This is a genomic window from Apibacter muscae (assembly GCF_007845595.1).
Lineage (GTDB): Bacteria > Bacteroidota > Bacteroidia > Flavobacteriales > Weeksellaceae > Apibacter > Apibacter muscae.
Map to the genome: position 1 here is coordinate 108,347 of NZ_SELI01000014.1, position 24,753 is coordinate 133,099.

A 24,753-nucleotide genomic window follows, 5' to 3' on the forward strand; every position below is an offset into this window, starting at 1 on the left:
CGGAGAATAATAGATTAATACAAATATAGAAAGATTTGTAAATGTATGGTATATGATTATTTAATAATTCTTACAAGGCTTATCTTATATCTTTTTTAAAGATAAAATATATTCAATCATGATTTTTGCCTCTTCTTTGCTTAAATTAGGATGTTCTTGCATAGGTATATCTCCCCAATTTCCTTTACCACCATTGATAATTCTGTCTGTAAGAACATCTATATCTTTATTGGAATATCTATCTGCAATTTCTTTAAATGATGGACCTATAAGTTTTGCATTTTCTTTATGGCAGGATAAACAATCAGAATTTTCAATGGCTAATTTACCTTTATGCTCTGGGGGAGTATTTTCTACAGCTTTTACTTCATGGTTTACCTGTGAAGAGGAAGAAGTTTGGATTTTAGATTCTTCATCATTAGAACAACTAACCATAAGGAGTACATTAAAAATAACTATTAACACTTTTTTCATAATCTACTATTTTTTTAATTCATTTTTTATTTTCATAATTATTGGATCAATATCTGTATTCATTCCAATTTTTTGATGGACTAATTCACCTTGTTTTGATAAAACACTGATTATATTTGAATGTGAGAATTCTAATGGATCTATTTGCTTGTATTTAACGGAAAGAGTGTTCGCCAATTCTTTGGTGCTCTCTTCGTTACTACGTAGAAATAACCATTCAATATCGTTGAATTTGTTGTTTGATAAATAATCCATCATAATTTGAGGATTGTCATTTTCTGGATCTATGGATACAAGGACATACCGTATATCTTGAGAGTTTTTAATATTTACATTTTTGTATATTTCCCTCATTTCAGCACTTAACCTAGGGCAAGCTGTTTTACATGAAGTATAAATCATAGTTAATACAACTACTTTACCCTTTAAATCCGAAAGAGCAATAGTATCTCCGTTTTGATTTTCCCATTTAGAAGTTAAATTATAAATGGAGTTAGGAAGAATCGCTAGATTATTTTCTTTTGTACAAGAAAAAAAAGTTAAAAGGGACAGAATTATATATATAATTTTTTTCATTAGTAAAATGTTTTAAAGATTTTTTGCACATCTAAAGCCCATGTTTTGAATACAATAATTTGCTTTTGTTCCCCCTCTCATTGCATACCTGATAAATGCTGCATAATTTTTAAGATCAGAAGTGGTCAATGCAGCCCCTGCGCAAAATAAATTCTCATTATTAATAGTATTATCGTTTCTTGATTCTCCAGAAATCATTACAGAGTTAAAATCTTCCGTCCATTCCCAGACAACACCATATAGATCATAAATTCCATAAAAGTTTGGATGGTTTTGCTTTACAGGAAGTTTATTTCTAAACTTTTTTTGGTAGGAAGCTAATATGTAGTTGGTGAATTCTTCTTTATCAGTTGCATTAGCTGTATACTCATCGGCAGAAGAAACATACTCCCACTCATCGGTAGTAGGCAATCTTTGATCTAAACTTTTAGCATAAGCTTTGGCAGCAAACCAAGAAACATAGGTGACTGGAGCTTCAGGACTGATATGTTCAGGAAGTTCAAAATCAGATTTCCAGTTTTTTAAATAATCCTTATCTGCATATAGTTCTATAACTCGGCTTCTAGCCCAAGCAGGATTTTCTTTAACAAACCTTAAATATTCTTTTAAAGTTACAGGGGCCTCATCTAGAAGAAAGCTTTGGATATATATTTTATTCGTAGAATCTTTGCTAAAAAATGAATGTAAATATCCTTCTTCAATTATTTTCATTTTTTTAGAAGAAAAAGTTTTATTAGGTACTAATTGTTTATTTTCCTTTAAACTTTCATGATTGGAATTTGGAAAGCACGAAATAATTATAAAAAAAACGATTAAAATACTTGAACCTTGAATATTCATGAGCTAAAATTTTTAGAGATATAATTCTCAATTAGCAGAAAATACTTTAGGATTTTCTTTTCCAGATACTTTAATTTTTCCTAAGGCACCTTTATTAAAAGCTCTAAAAATTGCATGATCTACAATTACATATTCTCCAGGAACGGTAGCTTTAAATTCTACAATTGCAGAACCACCCGGAGGGATAAGAGTGGTTTGAACATTTTCATTAATTTGATTACCACCTTCCATATATACTTTGTCGAAAATTTCTCCAATAATATGAAAAGACGAAGTTAAATTTGGACCACCATTACCGACAAAAATTCGTACAGTTTCTCCGACATTTACTTTTAATTCATTTTCACCAATCAATGAATTGGTATGCCCGTTAAAAACAACATAATCTGGATGTTCAGCAATGGCTTTGTTAATGTCAAATTTTTGAAAACCTTTTTCTCCAAAGCTACCGCTAGTATAAAAATCTCCCTGCATGATATAGAATTCTTTATCTACCTTAGGTAAACCCTCTTCGGGTTCTATAAGTATTAATCCATACATTCCATTGGCGATATGCATACCCACGGGCGCGGTTGCACAATGATAAACATATAAACCTGGGTTCAATGCTTTAAAAGTAAAGGTAGCTTCCTTGCCGGGGGGTACCAAAGTAGCGGCAGCCCCTCCTCCGGGACCATTGACAGCATGTAAATCAATGTTGTGAGGGAAGGTGCTATTTTCATTATTTTTTAAATGAAGTTCTATTTCGTCGCCAACCTTTGCTCTTACAAATGAACCTGGCACTGTACCATCAAAAGTCCAAAAATCATAGGTTACTCCATGGGCAAGTTCCTTTACAGTTTCAATAGTTTCCAGTCTGACAATTATTTTTTTTGCAGCTCTATTCCCGGTAGGCTTAGGGACATTTGGAGGAGAAGTAATTTCAGCTTCTTCTACGCTTCCTTGGGTTTCTATTTCTTCGGATTTTAAGGTATTGGATAATGAAGAACCTGGATTGTTTTTATGACATAAGATACAATTTGTAATCATAAATAATCCAATAAAGCAGCGGTATATTTTTTTTAACATAATAAAAGTTTTATTTTTTATATTTAGTATTATAAATATGATTATAGGATATAAAAATATTTATTTTATTAAAAATAAAAACTAATAATTATCATAAATGCGCTATTAATATAAAATCTAAATAAGAATATATATAATAGTATATTTTAATTAAATTTAAGTTATGTTTTGGATTAAACTAAATTTTGAGTAAATAAGTAATATTTAGTAGAAATATAAAAGTGAAATTATTGATTTGGATATCTAGACTTTAAAATCACTGAAATTATTTTTTTAATTAATCTCAACCCATATTTATTTAGCAAAAAATTATATAAAAATTTGATTTTCAAATATTAATGTAAATGTTGTATAGAAAAGTTAAATGGTTAAGATTGTGATAGAATTAGAATATAAAAAACCACTAATTAAATTATAATTAGTGGTTTAAAGTAGCCCGTAGGGGAGTCGAACCCCTCTTGCCAGAATGAAAATCTGAAGTCCTAACCGATAGACGAACGGGCCATAATCTTATATAGATGCTTACGCTAAAGCGTTTACAAACTTATTTAATTTAGATTTTAAGTTAGAAGCCTTATTCTTATGAATAATATTTCTTTTTGCTAACTTGTCTATTTTAGAAAAAACAGTAGGTAACTTTTCTGAAGCAACAGATTTCTCAGTCTCAGCTCTCAATTCTTTAATAGCTGTTCTTGCAGACTTATGGTAATATCTATTACGCAATCTTTTTACCTGAGCTTGTCTTACTCTTTTTAATGCTGACTTATGATTTGCCATTTTTTAAAATCTTTCTATTCATTTTTGTTTACCGCGAGCAAATGTAAAACATTTAAACTTAACAGGCAAACGTTTTTTATAACTTAACGTTTGTAGACCTACAGGGATTCGAACCCCGACAAACGGTACCAAAAACCGGTGTGCTACCGTTACACCATAGGTCTTCACCAATAAAAAAACCTCTACTAAAAAGAAAAGGCTTTTATTGTGGGCGATGCAGGGTTCGAACCTGCGACCCCCTGCTTGTAAGGCAGGTGCTCTGAACCAGCTGAGCTAATCGCCCATTTCAAAACAATTATATTTAAGAACTTTTGTTTTTAGATTTATTTTGTTTCGTAATTGGATTGCAAATATACGCCTATTTTTTAGACTTGCAAATATTTTTTTAAATAATTTCAGAAATAATAAAATTACTACCACCAATAAATATTAAATCATTTTCATTAGCAATTGATTTAGAGTAATTTAATCCATCATGTGCAGAACTTAAAATTTTATACTTAGAGAAAAATTTTTTGATTTTTTCTTCATATTCATTGGGTGGAAGACCTCGAGCAATGGAAGGTTTTACAAAATAATAATTTGCATTTTCAGGCAATAATGGGAATACTTTATCTAAATTTTTACCTTTAACAAATCCTAGAACCATATGGAGTTCGTTAAAACTCATTTTGGAGAGTTGATCAGTAACTTTTTTAAAACCGTCTTCATTATGGGCTGTATCGCAAATAATTAATGGATTTTTTTCTTGTAAAATATCCCATCGTCCACGCAGATGCATATTTTTTTTCACACTAAGGAATCCATTTTTTATATGTTCCTCCTTAATAGAGCAACCTTGCTCATTTAAAAAATGAATAATACCTAAAACCGTTCTCTTGTTTTGGCTTTGATAAATTCCCGTAATGTCAGAAATATATTCTTTATTTATAGAAGTTGCGTCTATATAAGGGACATTTCTTTCCTTACAGATGTCAATAAGATAATTTTTTATATTTTCCTTTTCCTCTCCAATGACAACAGGGATTTTAGTTTTAATTATTCCAGCTTTTTCCCAAGCAATTTTTTCAAGAGTGTCCCCCAAAAGTTCTGTATGATCTAAAGAAATACTAGTGATAGCACAAACTTGGGGGCTAATTATATTGGTGGAATCCAGTCGACCTCCTAAACCAACTTCAATAACTGCAATATCTACCTTTTTTTTAGTAAAATAATCAAAAGCCATAGCAGTAGTCAATTCAAAGAATGAAGGATTGAAGTCTTTAGTAAAATACGTTCTAATATTTGTAAGGAAATTGAAAACATAATCATTTTCACATTCTTCTCCATTTACTCTAATTCTTTCAGTAAAATTTTTTAAATGAGGGGAAGTAAATAAACCAACCGAATATCCAGCCTCTTTTAAAATGGAAGCGACCATGTTAGAAGTGCTGCCCTTACCATTTGTCCCAGCAATATGGATGGTTTTAATTTTTTTATGTGGATTATCTAAAATTTCACATAATTTTAAAATATTATCAAATCCAGGTTTATAAGCAGACTGGCCGACATTTTGAAAGTTAGAAACTTGTGAATATAACCATTCTAAAATTTCATCATAGGTTTGCATAATTGCAAGGTATTAATCGGTTAAAAATACAAATTTTTAAATATACGAAGAGCCAATTATATTTAAAAATTTTTTTACTTATTAGTTAGGTAAATAATTAAATAGTGTAAGTTTAATTTCCTGTTAAAAAGAGAAAAACAGAATTTAAAATTTTTCTAAGTAAATGTTATTGAGATTAAAAAAAAAATAATAATTTTGTTATCATTAAGATTTAAAAGTGAAAACTATATTAAACATATCATGGTGGTGGTGCTTTCAATTTCAAAAATTGTGAGTGAATCTTGCTATGTTGATAATTATAAATAACAGAAGCCTATCGTACTCACGATAGGCTTTTTTGTATAAAAAATAAATGAATGCAAAAGTATAACGTAGATCAAAAAGGTTTTTATGGGGAATTTGGAGGAGCCTATATTCCTGAAATTTTATATGATAATGTAGAGGAACTTAAAAAAAATTATTTACAATTTTTAGAAAGCCCAGATTTTAAAAAAGAATATTATGATTTGTTAAAAGATTATGTAGGTCGTCCTTCTCCCTTGTATTTAGCAAAGCGTTTATCCAAAAAGTATGGTTGCAAAATATATTTAAAAAGGGAAGATTTAAACCACACCGGCGCGCATAAGATTAATAATACCATTGGGCAGATTTTGTTGGCAAAAAAAATGGGTAAAACTCGTATTATAGCCGAAACCGGAGCAGGACAACACGGGGTGGCTACAGCTACGGTATGTGCATTAATGAATATGGAATGTATCGTATACATGGGGGCTACTGACGTTGAAAGACAAAGATTAAACGTTGAAAAAATGCATATGTTAGGAGCAACAGTAGTTCCGGTTGAAAGTGGAAACAAAACGTTGAAAGATGCTACCAATGAAGCGATTAGAGATTGGTGTTCAAACCCTTCCAATACCTATTATATTATAGGTTCCACCGTAGGTCCGCATCCATATCCTGATATGGTAGCAAGATTACAGTCAGTAATTAGTGAAGAAATAAAAAAACAATTATTAGAAAAAGAAGGAAGAGAAGCACCAGATTATTTAATAGCTTGTATTGGAGGAGGGAGTAATGCCGCTGGAACTATCTATCATTATTTAGATGATGAGAAAGTTAACATTATTTTAGCAGAAGCCGCTGGAAAAGGAGTGAATTCAGGAGAATCTGCAGCAACCATACATTTAGGTAAGCTAGGGATTGTACACGGCAGTAAAACCCTTTTGATGCAAACCGATGATGGTCAGATTCAAGAACCATATTCCATATCTGCGGGTTTGGATTATCCAGGCATAGGTCCTATGCATGCGCATTTAGCGACCGTAGGGAGATCGGAAGTATTAGCGGTTACGGATGAAGAAGCAATGAAAGCTGCCTTTGAACTCACTCGTATGGAAGGAATTATTCCCGCTATAGAATCAGCCCATGCCTTAGGAGTTTTAGAACAAAAAAAATTCAAACCTGAGGATATTGTTGTATTGTGTTTATCTGGTAGAGGAGATAAAGATATGGAAACCTATGTAAGTTATAGAGAAAAGAATTAGAAAAAGATCTTATTCTCAAATAAAAAATATTAGAACGAATGAATATACGACTAATCACAAAAAAATTACTTGCAGATTTGCAAACCCCAGTCGGGTTATACTTAAAAATAAGAGACTTATTCCCGGAATCAGCATTATTGGAAAGTTCAGATTTTCATGGAGGTGAAGATAGTTCTTCATTTATAGCTTTAGAACCCCTAGCAAAATTTAAGGTGCAAGATCATGAAGTTATAACAGAAATTAATGGCGTTGAAAATAAACAAAAGTTAGAGATCTCATTGCCAATAGCTTTTGATAACTTTATGAAAAGTTTTAAGATAGAGGGAGATAATCCTACCAATGTTAATGGTTTTTTTGGGTATACTTCTTACGATAGTATTCGGTATTTTGAAACTGTACAACCTAAAAACCAAAAACTGAATAACGCAGATATACCTGAGTTTTATTATATATTCTATCGATTTATATTTGTTATCAATCATTTAAAAAATGAGCTAATAATTGTAGAAAATATTCCTGAAGGAGAAAACTCAAAAATGGAGCAATTAGAAGCGTTGTTGCAAAACAACAATTATGCTTCTTACAATTTTAAGCAAATTGGAGATGAAAATTCTTTTACCACCGGTGAGGAATATTTAGATGCCGTAAAAAAAGGGATTGCCCATTGTAAAAGAGGAGATGTTTTCCAGATTGTTTTGTCTCGTTGTTTTTCCCAAGCCTTTGCAGGGGATGACTTTAAAGTATATCGAGCTTTACGTTCAGTAAATCCTTCTCCTTATTTGTTTTATTTTGATTTTGGAGTCTTTCGCATATTTGGATCATCTCCAGAAACCCATTGCAAAATAACCCAAGGACATGCATATATAGATCCTATTGCAGGAACGTATAAAAGAACCGGTGAGGATGAAAAAGATAAGATTCTTTCCGAAAAGTTGCTTAAAGATGAAAAAGAAAATGCAGAGCATGTAATGCTGGTCGATTTAGCAAGGAATGATTTAAGTAGAAATTGTTCTCAAGTTCGGGTAGACTTTTATAAAAATGTACAATATTTTTCACATGTGATTCATTTAGTGTCTAGAGTAAGTGGTAAAGTAGAAGAAGGAAAAAATAATATAGCAGTTTTTGCAGATACTTTTCCGGCTGGAACTTTATCAGGAGCTCCTAAAGTAAGAGCAATGCAATTGATCTATGATATTGAAAAACATACAAGAGGAGCGTATGGAGGATGCATAGGATATATAGGTATAAACGGAGATTTAAACCAAGCCATAACTATTCGTTCCTTTATGAGTAGGAACAATACACTTTACTATCAAGCAGGAGCCGGCGTAGTCTCTAAATCCAATCCAGAGGAAGAGTTACAAGAAGTGAATAACAAACTAGGAGCTCTAAAAAGAGCTGTAAATTTAGCAGAAACCTTAAAAAATTAAATAAATGAAAGCACTAATTGTTATAGACGTACAAAAAGATTATTTTAAAAATGGGAATTTTCCTTTGGAAGGAGCATTGCAAGCGAGTGAACAAACCAAAAAGATTTTGGAAAATTTTAGATCTTTGCATTTGCCGGTAATTCATATACAACATATATCTCTTCAAGAAGAAGCCACCTTTTTTAAGCCATATACAGAAGGAGCTGAAATTCATCCAAATGTAAAGCCTATAGATGGAGAGATTGTGATTACCAAATACAGTCCTAATAGCTTTATTAAAACTGATTTACAAAAACATTTGCAAAAATATGAAGTAAATGAATTGGTAATATGTGGTATGATGACCCATATGTGCGTGGATGCTACTGTAAGAGCCGCTAAAGATTTAGGTTATCAATGTACTTTAATTGCAGATGCATGTGCCACCCGAGAATTGGAATTTTCAGGAAAAAAAGCAACTGCACAAGAAGTCCAAACCGCATTTTTATCTGCATTGTCCTATTATTATGCAGAGATAAAAACAACAGACGAATATTTACAAGCTAATAATAAATAGATGAAAATTTTATTATTTGATAATTATGATTCTTTTACTTATAACTTAGCTTATTTAGTTAAAGATTTAGGATACGCTGAACTTGATGTGATTAGAAATGATAAAATTTCAATTTCTGAAATTGAAAAGTATGATAAAATTATACTTTCACCCGGTCCAGGGATTCCCTCCGAATCGGGAATATTATTACCTTTAATTAAAGAGTATGCATCTACCAAACCAATTTTAGGTATATGTTTAGGAGAGCAAGCCATTGGAGAAGCCTTTGGAGCCCAATTAAAGAATCTGGATGAAGTTTATCATGGGGTAGCTACTAAAGCAAAAATTATAGAAAAAGACTATATTTTTGAAGGATTAACTTCTTCATTTGAAATAGGAAGATATCATTCATGGATTGTAAGTCAAGAAGATTTCCCGCATGAAAATTTGATGATCACAGCTGTGGATGAAAACAACCAAATAATGGCTTTAAAGCACCGTTTGTACGATGTGCATGGTTTACAGTTTCATCCGGAGTCTATACTTACACCCCATGGAAAAATTATGATCAAAAACTTTTTAGAAGGGTGAATTCCTAAGTTATAATTATGATTAGAAATCAAAGTATGAAAGATATTTTAAATCGGTTATTTGAACACCAGTATCTAAATAGAGAAGAGGCTAGCCAAATATTAACGCAAATGTCAGCAGGAATATATAATGAATCCCAAATTGCAGCCTTTATCAGTGTTTTTTTAATGAGGAACATCAGCATTGAAGAATTTTTAGGATTTAGAGATGCCTTGTTAAATCTATGCAAAGATGTTTCACCCTTACAAAAATATAAAACCATAGATATTGTAGGTACTGGAGGAGATAATAAAAACACCTTCAATATTTCTACCCTATCTAGTTTTGTGGTAGCCAGTGCAGGATATAAAGTAGCTAAACATGGAAATTATGGGGCTACATCTGTAAGCGGAGCGTCTAATGTTATGGAACAACACGGGGTTAAGTTTACTTCGGATTTAGATAGATTAGAAAGATCGTTAGAAGAAGCTAATATAGCCTATCTTCATGCCCCACTTTTTAATGATGCTTTAAAAGTGGTGGCACCCATAAGAAAATCTTTAGGCGTACGTACTTTTTTTAATATGTTAGGTCCGGTGGTAAACCCTATAAGACCTAAAAGAAATGTATTAGGAGTATTCAATCTTAAGATGGCGCGTTTGTACTACTATATTTACCAAAATATGGATTGTGATTATACTATAGTGCATAGTTTGGATGGGTACGACGAAATCTCTCTAACGGATAAATTTAAAACGATAAGCAAATTAGGAGAATATCTCTATTCTCCTGAGGATTTAGGTTTTGATTTCTATAAACCTATGGATTTAGACGGTGGACAAACCGCTGAGGAAGCCTCTCGTATTTTTGATAATGTCCTAAATAATACGGCAACACTTGCACAGAAAAACGTAGTTATAGCCAACTCAGCCTTTGCGATTCAAACGATTGAACCTAACCTTGGAATAGAAGATTGTTTAGCTCAAGCAAAGGAAGCTTTAGAGAGTGGAAAAACTAAAAAAACATTTCAGAAATTTTTGGAATTGAATAATTAAAAAAGGAAAAAAATATGTCTACCATACTGGATAAAATTATAGCCAATAAAAGAATTGTGATAGCTCAAAGCAAGCAGAGTCAGTCAATGGATGAATTAGAATGTCAATTAGGTCATATAGAACCCAGACAATCTTTTAAAGAATCAATAAAGAAATCATCTACCGGTATTATAGCAGAATTCAAAAGGAGATCACCATCCAAAGACTGGATATTTAAAGAGGCAAAAATTGAAGAAGTAATTCCCTATTATTCTAAAGGAGGAGCCAGTGCAATTTCTGTATTGACGGATTTTGATTTTTTTGGAGGAAATTTAAACGACTTAAAAGAGGCATCTTTATTGACGAATACACCCCTTCTTCGCAAAGATTTTATGGTAGACGAGTATCAAATATACCAAGCGAAAATATATGGAGCCAGTGCAATCTTATTGATTGCAGCAGCTTTAACCATAGACGAAACTAAAAATTTAGCAAAAAAAGCGAAAGAATTAGGGTTGGATGTATTACTGGAAATACATAATGAACAAGAATTGGATCATATCAATGAATTTGTAGATGTAGTAGGAGTGAACAATCGAAATTTAAAAACCTTTGTTACCGATGTGCAAGTATCCTTTCAGTTGGTAGAAAAGATTCCTAATGAATTTTTGAAAATTTCAGAAAGTGGAATTTCTTCCACACAAACTGTAAAAGAATTGGAGCAAGTAGGATATCAGGGTTTTTTAATGGGGGAAAACTTTATGAAAACTCCCAATCCGGGAGAAGCATTAGAACAGTTTATTAAAGAATTGCAATAGGTTATGAGGATTAAAGTCTGCGGGATGAAGTATCCTGAAAATATACAGCAATTAATACAATTACCTGTTGATTTTATAGGACTGATTTTTTACTCCAAATCTCCCAGATATGTTGCAGAATTAAATCCAGAACAACTATCTCATCTACCCTCCTTTATAAAAAAAGTAGGTGTTTTTGTAAATGCAGAATTACAGGAAGTAGAGAATAGAGTAAAAAAATATTCTTTAGATTATGTTCAATTACACGGAAAAGAAACCATAATATATATAAAAGAACTTAGAATTAAAATTCCAAACTTAAGAATTATTAAAGCCTTTAGTATTGCAGAAATTCAAGATATCGAAAAAACAGGAGAATACGAAGAGGTTTGCGATTATTTACTTTTTGATACGAAAACGCCACAATATGGAGGTTCCGGGAAAAAATTTGACTGGACTATATTAAACAACTATCAAGGAGAAATACCTTTTTTTCTTAGTGGAGGAATTTCGTTAGAGGATACAGAAGAAATACAAAAAATACAGCATAAAAAATTATACGCTTTAGATTTAAATAGCAAGTTTGAATTAAAGCCAGGTTTAAAAGACATAAAACAGCTAGATAAATTTTTAAACAAAATAAAAAGGTATAATCAGTAGTATATTAAGAATATGAACAGAATCAATCAACTTTTTAAAAATAAACCTAAAAATATACTATCCATTTATTTTACAGCAGGTTATCCTAATCTGGATAGTACGGTGGAGATAATAAAAAAATTAGAATCCAATGGAATTGATTTAATAGAAATAGGAATTCCTTTTTCTGATCCTATGGCAGACGGACCTACTATACAAGCCAGTGGAACCCAAGCTTTAAAGAATGGAATGACACTGAAAATCCTATTTGAGCAATTGGAAAATATAAGAAAAGAAGCCAATTTACCCTTAATTATGATGGGCTATTTAAACTCGATTATGCAATACGGTTTCGGAAATTTCTGTAAAAAATGTAAAGAAATAGGGTTGGATGGAGCAATTATTCCCGATTTGCCTTTTGATGATTATATTAAAGAATACAAGCCCATTGCAGATCAATACGATATAAAAATAATAATGCTAATTACTCCGGAAACTTCAGAAGAACGAATTCGCCTTATAGATGAACATACGGATGGATTTATCTACATGGTTTCTTCCGCTTCCACAACCGGAGCACAGAAAAGTTTTGATGAAAAAAAACAAGAATATTTTCAGAAAATTAATGCAATGAATTTGAAAAATCCAAGATTAATAGGCTTTGGAATTTCTAACAAGGAAACCTTAGATGCTGCACAAAAAAACTCTAACGGAGCTATTATTGGAAGTAAATTTATCTCGTTGTTAGAAGATACTAATTCTATAGATAAAGCCATACAAAAATTAATTAATGGTTTAAAAGAATAAATATCATTTAAGGTTCTTACATAGATATAAACAAAAATTTAGTAAGAACTTATAAAGTTTTTTAAATCGATTTAAATTTTTTACTCTAATTAAGTTAATGATTGTTGGTTAATAAATTATGTCAAATACATAATAAATACTCAGATTTAACTATATTTATTTTTTAATTTGGTATAAATTATGTTGTAAAACATGAAAAATAAAAATCATGGAAAAGGAAAAAATAGATTGGCTTAAAGATATCCTGAAAATTGATTCAACTTTAGACAATGAAAAAGAAGTTGCTGATTATATAGAAAAGCTTTTTAAAGAAGAGGGGATTGAAACTGAGCAAATTGAATATTCTGAAGGTAGAAATCAGTTGATTGCAACTCTTAAAGGAAAAAAATCTGACAAAATACTTGGCTTTACAGGACATATGGATGTTGTTCCTGTAGGAGAGCAGGAATGGGAACATAAACCTTTTGATGCTGATGAGAAAGACGGAAAAATTTATGCCCGTGGTGCAAGTGATATGAAAGGGGGATTAATGGCTGCGGTAGCTGCCATGATTGAATTGAAGAGAAATAATGTAGAATTGAATGGAGATATACAATTGCTAGCAACTGTTGGGGAAGAAACTTCTGCCATAGGCGCTGGCCAATTAGTGGAAAAAGGATATGCCAAAGATTTAGATGCATTGATAATTGGTGAACCTACAAGAAATTATGTAGTTATAGCGCATAAAGGAGCGATTTGGTTACGTTTAAAAACAAAAGGAAAAACCGCACACGGTTCAGCACCATCAGAGGGAATTAATGCGGTTGAGCATATGTTAAATTTTATTGAAGCATTTAATAAGAAATTTAACTTTTCTCAATACAAAGATGATATGGTCGGACCTTCAACATCAACGATCAATGTTTTTAAAGGAGGAAATGCTACCAATGTAATCCCCGATCAATGCATCGTTGAAATAGATATTCGTACGATTGAATCCCAAGATCATCAAGAATTTTTAAATGAACTGGAACAGCTTAATAAAGAAATGTCTGAAAAAATTAAAAACTTTAGTTTAGAAATTGAAGTAATTAATGATTTAGATCCAGTTAAAACTGATGAAAATACTGAAATTGTTAAATTAATTACTTCCATAGTGTCCAAAAAGAAAGGAGAAGAAGTTAAGCCATTAGGTGTAAGTGGTTATACAGATGGTTCTCAGTTTGTGAAAGTTCAAAAGAATTTACCAATTATAGTATTAGGACCGGGTGAACCTATAATGGCACATCAGCCGGATGAATACATCGAAATAGAAAATTATTTAGAAGGTATTGAAATCTACAAAGAAATAGCTAAAGAATTTTTAAAGTAAGAAAAATAAAACATCGATTTTTTAATCGATGTTTTTTATACCTCAAATTCCATTAATCATAAAAGAAAATTTATTTAGTTAATTTATTCAAAATCATTAAATATCAATAAAAAATCTTAATTTTAACCACAAATCTATCCAAGTGTTTATCTATGAAAGATAGATATAAATATTAATGTGTAAAAAAGATTTGAATTTGATGAATCTTACCATAATCAAAAATTTTTCTTCTCTAAATTCTAAAATATTATTTATACCCATTGTTTTGTTATTGGGAATGACGGTTTTCTTTATAAGTGAAAATCTATTAATTGATAATTATTATAGCTTCATACAAAAAGATTATTTTCAATGGATCAATAAAGAATTATCCAATTATCCAAATCTCATATATAATTTAACACAGTTTGGAGACGTATTAATTATTCTATCCTTTTTAGCAGTTTTTATAGTTTACGCTCCCGAATTATGGAAAGGGCTAATACCGTCAATACTTATTTCTGGAATACTAACACCATTGTTTAAAAATTGTTTTAAAGTTCCGAGACCTGCAGCTATTTACGATCTTAGTGATTTTACAATAATTGGGAAAACATTAAAAGGTTATAATAGTTTTCCCTCCGGGCATTCCACTACTATATTTACGGTATTGACTGTAATTATGATTGCTTTTATGCCTCAAAGAACAATAAATAAAATTGTTTGGTGTGTGGGTGTACTATTAATGGCTTATATATTAGCATTTACTAGAGTGGGTGTGGGTGCTCATTATCCATTAGATGTAATTTCAGGAAGTATATTAGGTTTTATCTGTGGAATACTAGGCATTCTTTCTTATCAAAAGTATAAATTTTGGCATTGGATAAATAATAAAAAATACTACCCAATCTTTATATTATTATTTCTAATTTCAATTATTATCTTAGGTGTAAAAATTTATCATACACAATTATTAATTTTTTATATTTCTATAGTTAGTCTACTCATCTTACTTTATACAATCATAAATGCATATGTTAAAAAATAGTCTTAAAATATCAAATTTTGCCTTATTAGTTAGTCTATTAAATTTTTTACTCTACCATTTACCATTTTTTAAATTTGTTTTTAAAAATGTAGACTATAAAAGCTTATCAGGTATTATTCTTATTGCAAGTTTAGTAGTCGTTATGCTAGTGGCTAATTATTTTGTTTTCTATTTGCTAACCTTTTTATCAAGGTATATAGGAAAAACTTTAATTATATTGACTTTTATTATCAATTCTATTGCCGTTTATTTTATACTCACATACGGAGTGATCATAGATGAAAGTATGATAGGTAATATTTTTAATACCAATTACGAAGAATCCAGTAGCTTTTTTTCCATAAAATTGTTGTTGTTTATTCTTATATTAGGAATATTACCTAGTATATATATAGCTAGAATTAAGATTCTAAAAGCAACCACAAAAAAATTTTTAGTTAGATCATCACTTTCCCTATTACTTCTCATAATTTTAGCTTTTGCCAATGCAAGTAACTGGTTATGGATAGATAAAAATTCAAAAACATTAGGAGGACTTGCTATGCCATGGTCTTATTCCGTTAATATACCGCTTTACTTTATACATAAGAACCAAGAGAATCAGAAAGAGATTTTATTGCCAGATGCTAAAATAAAAGATAATGAAAAATCTATTTTTGTGTTAGTGATTGGTGAATCAGCGAGAAGAGAAAATTTTTCTTTGTATGGATATACAAAAAATACCAATCCATTACTATCTAAAATTGAAAATATACATCCTTTTAAAGCAAATTCCTGTGGAACATATACAACTGCTGGAGTAAAGTGTATTTTAGAACATATAAATTCTAATAAATTATATGAAATTTTACCCAACTATTTATATAGAAATAATGTTGAGGTAATTTGGAGATCAACCAACTGGGGGCAACCGCCTTTGCATATTAAGAATTATTTAGATAAGGATGCTTTAAGGACTACCTGCGAAGGCGAAAACTGCCAATACGATGAAATTTTACTTAATGGTTTAAAAGAACAAATTTTAGCAAGCGATAAGAATAAAATACTAGTAGTTTTACATACCAGTACAAGCCATGGACCTACGTATAGTAAAAAATATCCTTCTAAATTTGAAGTTTTCAAACCGGTTTGTAATAGTGTGGAACTAGGTAAATGTTCACAAGAAGAACTAATCAATGCATATGACAATACAATTGTATATACGGATTATCTTTTAGCATCTGTAATCAATGATTTAAAAGATTTAAAAGATTATCATAGTACCCTGTTGTTTGTTTCAGATCATGGAGAATCATTAGGAGAAAAAAACTTATATATGCATGGGGTTCCAATGAGTATAGCTCCTAAAGAGCAATATGAAATCCCTTTTATCGTATGGACATCAGATAATTACAAGCAACTCAAACCCAATGATATGCTTTCTCAAAACCATGTGTTCCATAGTGTTTTAAACTTTTTAAATATTGAAAGCCCGATTTATAATGAGCAGATGAATATTTTTAAATAATATAGCTCTTTGATAAGATTTATAATTAATAATAAATCGTATTAACTTTCCTTTCAAAAATCTTAAAAGGAAAGTTAATATTAAAGATTATAATTATTCCTGAACCAATTCAAAATCCAGTTGTTTTCTTTCTAAATTGGCTTTAATTACTTTTACAAGGATGGTATCTCCTAAACGATACTGATTTCCAGTTCTTTGTCCAGTGATTGAATAAGTTTTTTCATCGTAACGATAGTCATCATCACGAATATCACGTAGACGAATCAGCCCTTCTGCACCAAATTCACGGATTTCTACATAAATTCCAAAATCAGTAGTTCCTGAAATAACCCCTTCAAAACATTCACCCACATGTTGTTCCATGAATTTTACTTGCATGTATTTAATGCTATCCCTTTCAGCATCGGCTGCGAGTTTTTCCATCTCGCTGGAATGTTTGGCCATACCTTCAATTTCTTCTTTTTTAGCAGAGGGTTTTTTATCTAGAAAATCTTGTAGCAATCGATGAGCAATTATATCAGGATATCTTCGTATAGGAGAAGTAAAGTGCGAATAATAATCAAAAGCCAAACCATAATGTCCCACATTATCCGTAGAATATTTAGCTTTAGACATTGTTCGTACAGCTAAGGTTTCAATCATATTTGCTTCCCCTTTTCCTTTTACTTCCATGAGTAATTGATTAATGGATAAATAGGTTTGCTTTTTCTCAGTAATATTGATGTCGTAGCCTAAAGTATTCACAAATTGCTTAAAGGTAAGTAGCTTAGTAGGATCAGGATCGTCATGAATTCTATAAATGAAAGTGCGATCTGTAGGTTTACCCTTTCTTAGGCTAACAAATTCAGATACCTTTTTATTTGCCAAGAGCATAAACTCCTCTATAAGGTGATTACTATCCTTAGAAACTTTAAAAAACACACCTGTAGGGTTTTTATCTTCATCTAAATTGAATTTCACCTCTACTTTATCAAAGGAAATAGCGCCAGCTTTAAGTCTTTTTTCTCTTAAAGTTTTAGCAAGTTTATTTAATACAAGTAATTCTTCTTGAAAATCTCCTTCTTTCCCTTCAATAATCTGTTGGGCTTCTTCATAAGTAAATCTTCGATCTGAATGGGTAGCAGTTCTTCCAAACCATTGATGTTTAATATCTGCATTTTCATCCAGTTCAAAAACAGCGGAAAAAGTATATTTATCTTCATGGGGTCTAAGCGAACATACATGGTTACTTAAAATCTCAGGCAACATGGGCACAACTCGATCAACCAAATAAACAGAAGTAGCCCTTGAATATGCCTCTTGGTCTAAAGGACTTCCGGGTTTCACATAATGAGATACATCTGCAATATGAATACCTATTTCCCAGTTCCCATTGTCAAGTTTTTGTATGGATAAAGCATCGTCAAAATCTTTAGCGTCCGCAGGGTCTATGGTGAAAGTAGTAATCTTACGCATGTCTCTGCGTTTAGCAATTTCAACTTCCGATATGCTTAGATCTAATTTTTTAGCTTCTTCTTCTATTTCCTCTGGAAAGTCATAAGGCAATCCATAGTCTGCGAGAATAGCATGCATCTCTGTTTCATTTTCACCCGGTTTACCTAAAACATCAATAATTTTTCCAGAAGGACTTTCAGATTTTTCATCCCAGCTAAGTAACTCAACCAATACAATTTGTCCATTTTCGGCATGATTTAATTGATCTTTTGAAACAAAAATGTCAGTGTGAATTGCATTTTTGTTTACAATCACAAAGCCAAAATTTTTACCTTTCGTATATTCAAGTTTACCTACAAATTGATTTTTATAGCGTTCTACAACTTCTATAACCTGGGCTTCAGATTTCTTATTTTTAAATTGGTGAACGATTGCTTTGACAAGATCGTTTTGTAAGGCCTTTCCTGTTTTTCCTTTCGGAATAAACAAATCTTTCTCTAATCCCTCAACAATTAAATATGCATTGCCACTACTATTGAAATCAATCTTACCTTCAAGAAAGTCTTCTTTAAAATTTATTTGATATTTGCCCAATTTTATCTCCAGCAATTGTTTTTCAGAGGTAAGTTGTTGTAGGGCTTGTATTACTAATTCTCTTTGTCTAGGATTTTTTTTATCTAAAGAAGATGCAACTTGCTTATAATTATATTGTTTGTTAGGATTTTTAGTAAAGAGTGTAAGTATTTCTCTTTTTAAATCCCTTAGCTTTTCCTGATGCTTGGCAGGGATTCTTTTCTTTTTATTCGTCATAATATCTCAATCAATAAAAAAACATATAAAAGTTTTTTTATCTTTCAAAGATAAAGATACTATTTTAAATTTTAAAAATAGATTTTTGCTAATGAAAACGGTAGGATTTACAAAAAATTTAAAAGATGTAAGAGTGGAGGAATTATTAAAGGAGCAAAAATAGCAGTAAAAATACCGTTTAAAGCAATTCCTATAGCTCCATAGGCTCCAAATTCTTGTCCTTTTTTTACAACTTCAGCGGTTCCTATGGCATGGGCGGCAGTACCCATTGCAATTCCAATAGCTTTTTGATCTTTTATGCCTAAAAATTGTAGAAAACTCCATCCAAATAAAGCCCCAGTAAAACCGGTAATAAAAACAATAGCAATGGTTAACGAAGGTATTCCTCCTAAGCTTTTGGATATTTCCATGGCTATAGGAGTGGTAACAGATTTTGGGCCAAGGGAGTAAGCAATTACATCGGAAGCACCTAACAGCTTTGAAATTATTACCACAGAAACGATTCCTAAAATACTACCTGCCAACATAGCTAATAATACTCTTAAGTAGCTGCCTTTTAAATGTTTAATATATAAGTATAAGGGTAAACCTAAAGCTACCACAGATGGACCCAGCCAAAAGCTAATTAAGTATGTATTTTTATTATAATTTTCAAAAGAAGTTTCAGAAATTTTAAGATAGATGATTAAGGATAATATAGAAATGATGCCCGGATGTAAAATTTTGTACTTAAATTGATTATACAAAAGATTTGATAAACCAAAAACTATAAGAGTTATTAAAATATGAAACAGTGGGGTATTTAGCAATTCATTCATTTTTTCTTGTTTATTATTAGGGCAACTACGGATAAAACTATAAAAGTGCTGATAAAAATAGAGACTATAATCGTTAACCATTCTTTAGAAATTAGATCCCATTGGGCTGCTAAGCCTACGCCTAATGGAATAAATAAAATGAGCATATTGTTAATGAAAAAGGTTGAGACTTCTTTTATACTTTCTACTTTAATTATCTTTAGTTGTAAAGAGATTAACAAAAGCAACATACCTACTATACTTCCTGGAATTTTTAATTTTAAGATGAAAACTATAAATTCTCCAATAAAAAAGAAGAATAGAATAATTCCTAGCTGCGATAATAATTTCATTATTAGAAAAATTTATTTTATTTTTAAAACATTTACGATTAGCCAGTGATTCAATTCTTATTGGTTTTTGTCTGAGAATATCTGTTCTAATATTTTTTGGGTAATTAAATAAGTAGGTTTAACTCCGGTTAGTCCCAATCCTCCGGAGGCTAGAGTGCTCCCGGTTTCTAAAGGATTGTCAGAAGCATAGTAAGCATAACGCAACTTAACGTTTTTATTGATGTGATTCCTTATTTTAGAAGCTACTTGAATGGCTTTTTGGTAATGAGCTCCTTCCATTTCCAGACCTATTGCTTTCCAAGATGTATCCATAAAATAGGTGAGTACGTCTTTGTTTTGTAAAGATGTACCTAGAACGGTTATCATTGCACCTTTGTAAGTTTGAACGTTGTATCCGTCAAAATCCGATATAGATAATTCATTATGAAGGGGATAATTATCAGCAGTTCCTTCAAAAATATGAGCATTTGGAATCATTATATCTCCTTTATTTCCTACTAAAATTCCTGCTTTTCCTAATATAGATATCGATTCTACATTAAGATTCTTTTTTTCATTATTAATTTCTAAAGGTCGTAATTGCTCATCCATAATTTCAAAAGCTTGTTCACCGAACGCATAATCAAAAACGATGAGTAGATCATCGGAATTTATATTTTTAAGATTTTTAAAAGGAGAGTTATCTAAATTAATTTTTGATAAATCAAAGATTTGAACATCAATGTTGGATCCACTATCGTCATGTATATATATCATACCATGCTCTTTGGCATGTTCGTTTACTTTAGAAACAAGATTAAAGTTTTTACTTAATTCTTCATAAAGTTTCAATTCATTCGAAAGATCATATTTTTTGTTTAAAGCCTCATGTGCATAAAGCATATTGCATACACTATGCATATTTGAACTTATAATATGTATTTTTTTATTTATAAGATTATTGCTAATTAACGTTTTTTTTAGGTTTATTGCCCATCTTTCACCAAAAAGGTGATGGCCTACACGTTCCTTTAAAATTGAACTAAAAAATATTTCTCTTTTACGCGTGTTGTTAAAATCATTTTTACTAACATTTCCCAAATGATAGATAACTTTTATAAAACGATCAGGATCATTATTTTCACTAAAACTATTGTAAGTTTGAACGATTTCATTAAAGCTTCTTCCTAGTATTGTTGATAAATGTGCTAATACAATTTCTCTTTCAATTCTTTCAAGTGGTTCTTGGTTTAAAGCAATTTTTTCAATGGATTTCCATATTCTTCCTGCTTTGCCTTTAAAGTCATGTGTTTTTTTTCGAATTTTATCAGCTTCATTGTATAAAAAGGTTAAATGTGTTAAAATATCGTATATTTCAGAACGACCTAATAAAACTTCAATGTTCATTTGATGATCATCAATTCTATAACAAGTTCTCCTTCTTTTTTTAGGATAAATAGGTTCGAAAGTAGATTTATCTAAGCCTTCGTTGGAAGAAAGATATATATATGAACATTCCTCAATTCCTTTGGGCAAACGATCTAATACATAAATCAATCCATTAAGCTCAACTTTTTCAGGTTCTGCAAGGGTACCATAGATTTCTGGATTTAATTTTAATAAATAATTTCTAAGTTCAATTCCAGAAGTTCCAGAGGGTTTAAATCCGCCTCTATTAAAAAGATGGCGCATAGTTATGTATAGTCTTTCAATTATATCGGTTGATTCTCTTGCTTTAGAAATTGTCATTTTTTGGTATTTTAACAAAGTTAATAAATAAGAATTATGCATTGAGTTAATTTTTGGTTGAGTAACTATAAATACATAAAGTTTTAATTAACAGATATTTTTCAAAATGTGTTGAATAAAATTTATCTATAGATAAATGTATTCTAATAAGCAAGATATATCAAAAATAAAATTGTATTTTTAGTTTATTCTCTATTTAAAGGTGTTTCATACCTCATTTTTCTAAAAATATTAATTAATGTTACAACATCGTTTTCGCAATAATTTTTTATTTTATCAATATTTTTTTCTTTATAAAATACATTTGAAACTTCACTACCATCCATTTCATTTTTAGGGGAGGGTAAATTGAATATATGTGCTAGTAAATCTAACGAAGTATAATGTTTATAATCTCCAAATTTCCATAATTCCATCGTGTCTAAATGGGGGATTTCCCAAGGCTTTTTTCCTTGAATTTTCAGAATGTTCGGAAGCTCAATTTGATGAATTAACATTCTTCTTGCAATAAAAGGAAAGTCAAATTCTTTCCCATTATGGGCGCATAATAGTAATGTTGATTTAAAATATTTAGCCTTTAGCATTTCATTAAAGCTGTTAAGGATATTTTTCTCGTTTGAACCGTAAAAGCTTTTAATTTTTATTTTATTATCATCCGTTATTAATCCACAACTTAAACAAATGATTTTTCCAAATTCAGAAAGTATACCGGCACGATCGTAATAATATTCTTCAGCAGAGATTTCTTCCTTTCTTTGAAATTGAGTTTTTACTTCCCAGAGCTTTTTAGTTCTGTCAGACAATTCATTCCAATTTTCATGCTCTGGAACCGTTTCTAAATCAATAAACAATATATTTCTTAAAGGTAAAGTAGATATCATGGATTAAGAATATTTTTTTATTTCAAAAATATAGAATTATTAAATTAAGGATAAAAAATTGTCATAAAAAACTAGATTTAAAATTCTTATTTTTTTTAAAAATAATCTGATATTAATAGTTAAAATTCTAAAAAAAATGAATACAAGGTTAAGGTATTGTTAATCAGATCTTTTTTAATTGTACAAATGACATTTTTTTGTAAATGAATTAAAAAAATCATGGATTAATTAAAAATAATGATAAATTTTTTAATTTTAGGGGCAAATTTAATGTTTATATGGTATTTTTTTATAAAAACAGAAATTCGTTTTTCATATTATTAGTTTTAGGTATATTTTATGTCTTTCCTCTAATGTTAGCAAATGTATATTTTATTGATGATATGTCTAGAGTCAATAAGTTTCAATACTGGTCTTACATAGGGAGACCTTTTGCAGATGTTTTTTATACAATTATATCTTTGGGAGCGCCGGTTGACTTGTTTCCATTAACGACAATCTTGTCATGCATTTTTATAACAATAGCATTGATGATTCTTATAGAAAGGATGAATATGAAATTTAATATAATTTCATATTTAATTGTACTCCCAGTTTTGTGTAGCCCTTTATTCTTAGAGAATTTATCCTATAGATTTGATAGTGTTTTTATGGCATTTTCAATTCTTTTAGCAATTCTTTATTCCGAAATTAAAGGAAAGAAATACATAGTTATTAAAATTCTAATGGTTTTTGTAGCCTTAGGAATGTATCAAGCCTCTATAAATATATATTTTTCAGTATGTTTTCTATTTTATATTTCAGATTATAAAAACTCACATTCGAATTCAGCTAAAAATTTATTACAATCCATTTTAATAGCCATAATTGCCTATATTTTATATTATGTATTGGTAATAAAATTATACTTAAACGGCGGTGAGAATTTTTATATTAAAGGGATGAAAGAAAATATTCCATTTAATTTGGATGGATTAATCCTATTTTTCAAAAATATTATAACAATTTTAGCTAATTTTTATTTTCACTTTAGTTTTTTATATTTAATAGTTTTAATAGTTCTATTCCTAATCTCGTATATATTTATATTTAAAAACATAAGATTAAATAAGAACAAGTTAAATAAGATCATTTTTATATTATCTCCTTTAGCGATTGCACTTTGTGTTCCAGGTATTTTGCTATTCATGAAAAATATAGCTTACATGCCAAGAATGTTAATAGCAACATCTATTTTCATAGTTTTCTTATTTTACTGTATTAACGCATTTTTGAAAGGATATTGGAAATTTCTTTTAGTACTTCCATATTTATATTTTTTTTCACTATCATATTCCTATGGAGCTTCATTGTCCATAATGAAAACCTACAATGAATATCTATTCACACAGATAAGTTATGATTTAAATAACTTAAATATTAAAGATGATGATAATGTATATTTGCTTAACGGAGCTCCCATGCCAAGTCAAGTTATTCAGTTCACGGAAAAAAATAAATTTATGGAAGTACCTTTTATTCTTAATTCTTTTGGGAATGATGCAGGAGCAAACATTATGACGGCAGGTTTATTTGAATTTCATAATTTAAACATAAATATTCCATCCATTTTCGAGGGGCAGAAATATATAGATAAAGTTAAAGATAACCCTACCATTAAGAAAAATTTGTACAATATATATAAAGAAAATAATGATTATGTTATATGGTTTAATAAAAAGGAGTTAAAGACCAATCAATAAAACATCTACTTTATGCCTTATATTAACTTTTCAATATTCTATTAAAAAGTTTAATTGATAATATTTAAATAAATTGATAATTCAAAAAGCTGAAAAAATATTATTTTAGAAAAAAAAATTTTATATTTGCCAACTGAACTATAATAAATAAAATTTTAAAGGTTATGTCTGACATTACATCAAGAGTAAAAGCTATCATTGTTGATAAATTAGGAGTAGATGAAAGCGAGGTTACTCCAGAAGCAAGTTTTACAAATGACTTAGGGGCTGATTCATTAGACACAGTGGAGTTAATTATGGAATTTGAAAAGGAATTTGATATTCAAATCCCTGATGATCAAGCAGAAAAAATATCTACTGTAGGACAAGCAATTTCTTACATCGAAGAAGTAAACAAACAATAATTTCACACAAAGACATCAA

The 24,753-nt window shown here is 30.0% G+C and carries 23 protein-coding genes, 3 tRNA genes and 1 pseudogene; 13 read left to right on the forward strand and 14 right to left on the reverse strand.

Annotation, left to right across the window (positions count from 1 at the left end; translation table 11 throughout):
• Positions 1 to 84: 84 nt before the first annotated feature.
• The 9 genes and pseudogenes from ETU10_RS00700 to ETU10_RS00740 form a co-directional block, all read right to left on the reverse strand.
• A complete protein-coding gene (locus ETU10_RS00700; RefSeq protein WP_146309336.1) occupies positions 85 to 474 on the reverse strand; it encodes a c-type cytochrome in 390 nt (129 codons plus the stop codon).
• 6 nt (positions 475 to 480) lie between these two features.
• Entirely contained in the window at positions 481 to 1,050 is a 570-nt protein-coding gene (locus tag ETU10_RS00705; RefSeq protein WP_146309337.1) for an SCO family protein, read from the reverse strand.
• A gap of 12 nt (positions 1,051 to 1,062) precedes the next feature.
• Positions 1,063 to 1,890, reverse strand: coding sequence for a formylglycine-generating enzyme family protein (locus tag ETU10_RS00710; RefSeq protein ID WP_146261192.1), 828 nt, complete (start codon positions 1,888 to 1,890; stop codon positions 1,063 to 1,065).
• Positions 1,891 to 1,926: 36 nt separating this feature from the next.
• A pseudogene (nirK, locus tag ETU10_RS00715) lies at positions 1,927 to 2,919 on the reverse strand (copper-containing nitrite reductase); the annotation flags it as partial.
• A gap of 471 nt (positions 2,920 to 3,390) precedes the next feature.
• Positions 3,391 to 3,462, reverse strand: a tRNA-Glu gene (locus ETU10_RS00720).
• An 18-nt stretch (positions 3,463 to 3,480) separates the two neighbouring features.
• Positions 3,481 to 3,735, reverse strand: coding sequence for a 30S ribosomal protein S20 (rpsT, locus tag ETU10_RS00725; RefSeq protein WP_146291283.1), 255 nt, complete (start codon positions 3,733 to 3,735; stop codon positions 3,481 to 3,483).
• 93 nt (positions 3,736 to 3,828) lie between these two features.
• Positions 3,829 to 3,899, reverse strand: a tRNA-Gln gene (locus tag ETU10_RS00730).
• A gap of 44 nt (positions 3,900 to 3,943) precedes the next feature.
• Positions 3,944 to 4,018: transfer RNA gene (locus tag ETU10_RS00735), tRNA-Val, on the reverse strand.
• Between the two features lie 102 nt (positions 4,019 to 4,120).
• Entirely contained in the window at positions 4,121 to 5,344 is a 1,224-nt protein-coding gene (locus ETU10_RS00740) for a bifunctional folylpolyglutamate synthase/dihydrofolate synthase (RefSeq protein WP_146309338.1), read from the reverse strand.
• 356 nt (positions 5,345 to 5,700) lie between these two features.
• Between ETU10_RS00740 and trpB the strand changes: the two genes are divergently transcribed.
• From trpB to eptA, 11 genes are all read left to right on the forward strand, one after another.
• The gene (gene trpB, locus ETU10_RS00745; RefSeq protein WP_146261189.1) at positions 5,701 to 6,888 is read left to right on the forward strand and encodes a tryptophan synthase subunit beta; all 1,188 of its coding nucleotides are present in this window, start codon (positions 5,701 to 5,703) and stop codon (positions 6,886 to 6,888) included.
• 38 nt (positions 6,889 to 6,926) lie between these two features.
• The gene (locus ETU10_RS00750; protein WP_146261188.1) at positions 6,927 to 8,318 is read left to right on the forward strand and encodes an anthranilate synthase component I family protein; all 1,392 of its coding nucleotides are present in this window, start codon (positions 6,927 to 6,929) and stop codon (positions 8,316 to 8,318) included.
• Between the two features lie 4 nt (positions 8,319 to 8,322).
• Positions 8,323 to 8,874, forward strand: coding sequence for a cysteine hydrolase family protein (locus ETU10_RS00755; protein ID WP_146309339.1), 552 nt, complete (start codon positions 8,323 to 8,325; stop codon positions 8,872 to 8,874).
• Positions 8,875 to 9,444 (forward strand): anthranilate synthase component II, encoded by a 570-nt coding sequence (locus tag ETU10_RS00760; RefSeq protein ID WP_146309340.1) that lies wholly within the window; start codon positions 8,875 to 8,877, stop codon positions 9,442 to 9,444.
• Between the two features lie 35 nt (positions 9,445 to 9,479).
• Positions 9,480 to 10,478 (forward strand): anthranilate phosphoribosyltransferase, encoded by a 999-nt coding sequence (gene trpD / locus ETU10_RS00765; RefSeq protein WP_146309341.1) that lies wholly within the window; start codon positions 9,480 to 9,482, stop codon positions 10,476 to 10,478.
• A gap of 14 nt (positions 10,479 to 10,492) precedes the next feature.
• Positions 10,493 to 11,275, forward strand: coding sequence for an indole-3-glycerol phosphate synthase TrpC (gene trpC, locus ETU10_RS00770; protein ID WP_146309342.1), 783 nt, complete (start codon positions 10,493 to 10,495; stop codon positions 11,273 to 11,275).
• Positions 11,276 to 11,278: 3 nt separating this feature from the next.
• Entirely contained in the window at positions 11,279 to 11,914 is a 636-nt protein-coding gene (locus ETU10_RS00775) for a phosphoribosylanthranilate isomerase (protein WP_146309343.1), read from the forward strand.
• 12 nt (positions 11,915 to 11,926) lie between these two features.
• A complete protein-coding gene (trpA, locus tag ETU10_RS00780) occupies positions 11,927 to 12,700 on the forward strand; it encodes a tryptophan synthase subunit alpha (RefSeq protein ID WP_146309344.1) in 774 nt (257 codons plus the stop codon).
• A gap of 208 nt (positions 12,701 to 12,908) precedes the next feature.
• Entirely contained in the window at positions 12,909 to 14,051 is a 1,143-nt protein-coding gene (locus ETU10_RS00785; RefSeq protein ID WP_221410353.1) for an ArgE/DapE family deacylase, read from the forward strand.
• A 199-nt stretch (positions 14,052 to 14,250) separates the two neighbouring features.
• The gene (locus ETU10_RS00790) at positions 14,251 to 15,078 is read left to right on the forward strand and encodes a phosphatase PAP2 family protein (protein ID WP_146309346.1); all 828 of its coding nucleotides are present in this window, start codon (positions 14,251 to 14,253) and stop codon (positions 15,076 to 15,078) included.
• Positions 15,065 to 16,585, forward strand: coding sequence for a phosphoethanolamine--lipid A transferase EptA (gene eptA, locus ETU10_RS00795; RefSeq protein WP_146309347.1), 1,521 nt, complete (start codon positions 15,065 to 15,067; stop codon positions 16,583 to 16,585). The genes ETU10_RS00790 and eptA overlap by 14 nt, the downstream gene beginning before the upstream one ends.
• A 93-nt stretch (positions 16,586 to 16,678) precedes the next feature.
• Here the strand turns inward: eptA and rnr are convergent, their stop codons facing one another.
• The 5 genes from rnr to ETU10_RS00820 form a co-directional block, all read right to left on the reverse strand.
• The gene (gene rnr / locus ETU10_RS00800; protein ID WP_146309348.1) at positions 16,679 to 18,829 is read right to left on the reverse strand and encodes a ribonuclease R; all 2,151 of its coding nucleotides are present in this window, start codon (positions 18,827 to 18,829) and stop codon (positions 16,679 to 16,681) included.
• A gap of 107 nt (positions 18,830 to 18,936) precedes the next feature.
• Positions 18,937 to 19,647: an LrgB family protein gene (locus ETU10_RS00805; RefSeq protein ID WP_185145025.1), complete on the reverse strand. Its 711-nt coding sequence runs from the start codon at positions 19,645 to 19,647 to the stop codon at positions 18,937 to 18,939.
• Positions 19,644 to 19,979, reverse strand: coding sequence for a CidA/LrgA family protein (locus ETU10_RS00810; protein ID WP_146261176.1), 336 nt, complete (start codon positions 19,977 to 19,979; stop codon positions 19,644 to 19,646). The genes ETU10_RS00805 and ETU10_RS00810 overlap by 4 nt, the downstream gene beginning before the upstream one ends.
• A 57-nt stretch (positions 19,980 to 20,036) precedes the next feature.
• The gene (locus tag ETU10_RS00815) at positions 20,037 to 21,707 is read right to left on the reverse strand and encodes a DUF6909 family protein (RefSeq protein ID WP_146309350.1); all 1,671 of its coding nucleotides are present in this window, start codon (positions 21,705 to 21,707) and stop codon (positions 20,037 to 20,039) included.
• 185 nt (positions 21,708 to 21,892) lie between these two features.
• Positions 21,893 to 22,588, reverse strand: coding sequence for a 3'-5' exonuclease (locus tag ETU10_RS00820; protein WP_146291263.1), 696 nt, complete (start codon positions 22,586 to 22,588; stop codon positions 21,893 to 21,895).
• Between the two features lie 353 nt (positions 22,589 to 22,941).
• Between ETU10_RS00820 and ETU10_RS00825 the strand changes: the two genes are divergently transcribed.
• Together ETU10_RS00825 and ETU10_RS00830 are read left to right on the forward strand one after the other, a co-directional pair.
• Complete coding sequence (locus ETU10_RS00825) at positions 22,942 to 24,330, forward strand: glucosyltransferase domain-containing protein (RefSeq protein WP_185145026.1); 1,389 nt, start codon at positions 22,942 to 22,944, stop codon at positions 24,328 to 24,330.
• 164 nt (positions 24,331 to 24,494) lie between these two features.
• Positions 24,495 to 24,734: an acyl carrier protein gene (locus ETU10_RS00830; RefSeq protein WP_055424989.1), complete on the forward strand. Its 240-nt coding sequence runs from the start codon at positions 24,495 to 24,497 to the stop codon at positions 24,732 to 24,734.
• The last annotated feature ends 19 nt before the right edge of the window (positions 24,735 to 24,753 follow it).

Coding starts and splice junctions, on each gene's coding strand:
- ETU10_RS00775 (WP_146309343.1), top strand. CDS start 11,279: ATGAGGATTAAAGTCTGCGGGATGAAGTATCCTGAAAATATACAGCAA.
- rnr (WP_146309348.1), bottom strand. CDS start 18,829: ATGACGAATAAAAAGAAAAGAATCCCTGCCAAGCATCAGGAAAAGCTA.
- ETU10_RS00700 (WP_146309336.1), bottom strand. CDS start 474: ATGAAAAAAGTGTTAATAGTTATTTTTAATGTACTCCTTATGGTTAGT.
- ETU10_RS00710 (WP_146261192.1), bottom strand. CDS start 1,890: ATGAATATTCAAGGTTCAAGTATTTTAATCGTTTTTTTTATAATTATT.
- ETU10_RS00705 (WP_146309337.1), bottom strand. CDS start 1,050: ATGAAAAAAATTATATATATAATTCTGTCCCTTTTAACTTTTTTTTCT.
- ETU10_RS00830 (WP_055424989.1), top strand. CDS start 24,495: ATGTCTGACATTACATCAAGAGTAAAAGCTATCATTGTTGATAAATTA.
- trpC (WP_146309342.1), top strand. CDS start 10,493: ATGTCTACCATACTGGATAAAATTATAGCCAATAAAAGAATTGTGATA.
- rpsT (WP_146291283.1), bottom strand. CDS start 3,735: ATGGCAAATCATAAGTCAGCATTAAAAAGAGTAAGACAAGCTCAGGTA.
- ETU10_RS00755 (WP_146309339.1), top strand. CDS start 8,323: ATGAAAGCACTAATTGTTATAGACGTACAAAAAGATTATTTTAAAAAT.
- ETU10_RS00815 (WP_146309350.1), bottom strand. CDS start 21,707: ATGACAATTTCTAAAGCAAGAGAATCAACCGATATAATTGAAAGACTA.
- ETU10_RS00760 (WP_146309340.1), top strand. CDS start 8,875: ATGAAAATTTTATTATTTGATAATTATGATTCTTTTACTTATAACTTA.
- ETU10_RS00750 (WP_146261188.1), top strand. CDS start 6,927: ATGAATATACGACTAATCACAAAAAAATTACTTGCAGATTTGCAAACC.
- ETU10_RS00825 (WP_185145026.1), top strand. CDS start 22,942: ATGTTAGCAAATGTATATTTTATTGATGATATGTCTAGAGTCAATAAG.
- ETU10_RS00790 (WP_146309346.1), top strand. CDS start 14,251: ATGAATCTTACCATAATCAAAAATTTTTCTTCTCTAAATTCTAAAATA.
- ETU10_RS00820 (WP_146291263.1), bottom strand. CDS start 22,588: ATGATATCTACTTTACCTTTAAGAAATATATTGTTTATTGATTTAGAA.
- eptA (WP_146309347.1), top strand. CDS start 15,065: ATGTTAAAAAATAGTCTTAAAATATCAAATTTTGCCTTATTAGTTAGT.
- trpA (WP_146309344.1), top strand. CDS start 11,927: ATGAACAGAATCAATCAACTTTTTAAAAATAAACCTAAAAATATACTA.
- ETU10_RS00740 (WP_146309338.1), bottom strand. CDS start 5,344: ATGCAAACCTATGATGAAATTTTAGAATGGTTATATTCACAAGTTTCT.
- trpB (WP_146261189.1), top strand. CDS start 5,701: ATGCAAAAGTATAACGTAGATCAAAAAGGTTTTTATGGGGAATTTGGA.
- ETU10_RS00805 (WP_185145025.1), bottom strand. CDS start 19,647: ATGAATGAATTGCTAAATACCCCACTGTTTCATATTTTAATAACTCTT.
- ETU10_RS00785 (WP_221410353.1), top strand. CDS start 12,909: ATGGAAAAGGAAAAAATAGATTGGCTTAAAGATATCCTGAAAATTGAT.
- ETU10_RS00810 (WP_146261176.1), bottom strand. CDS start 19,979: ATGAAATTATTATCGCAGCTAGGAATTATTCTATTCTTCTTTTTTATT.
- trpD (WP_146309341.1), top strand. CDS start 9,480: ATGAAAGATATTTTAAATCGGTTATTTGAACACCAGTATCTAAATAGA.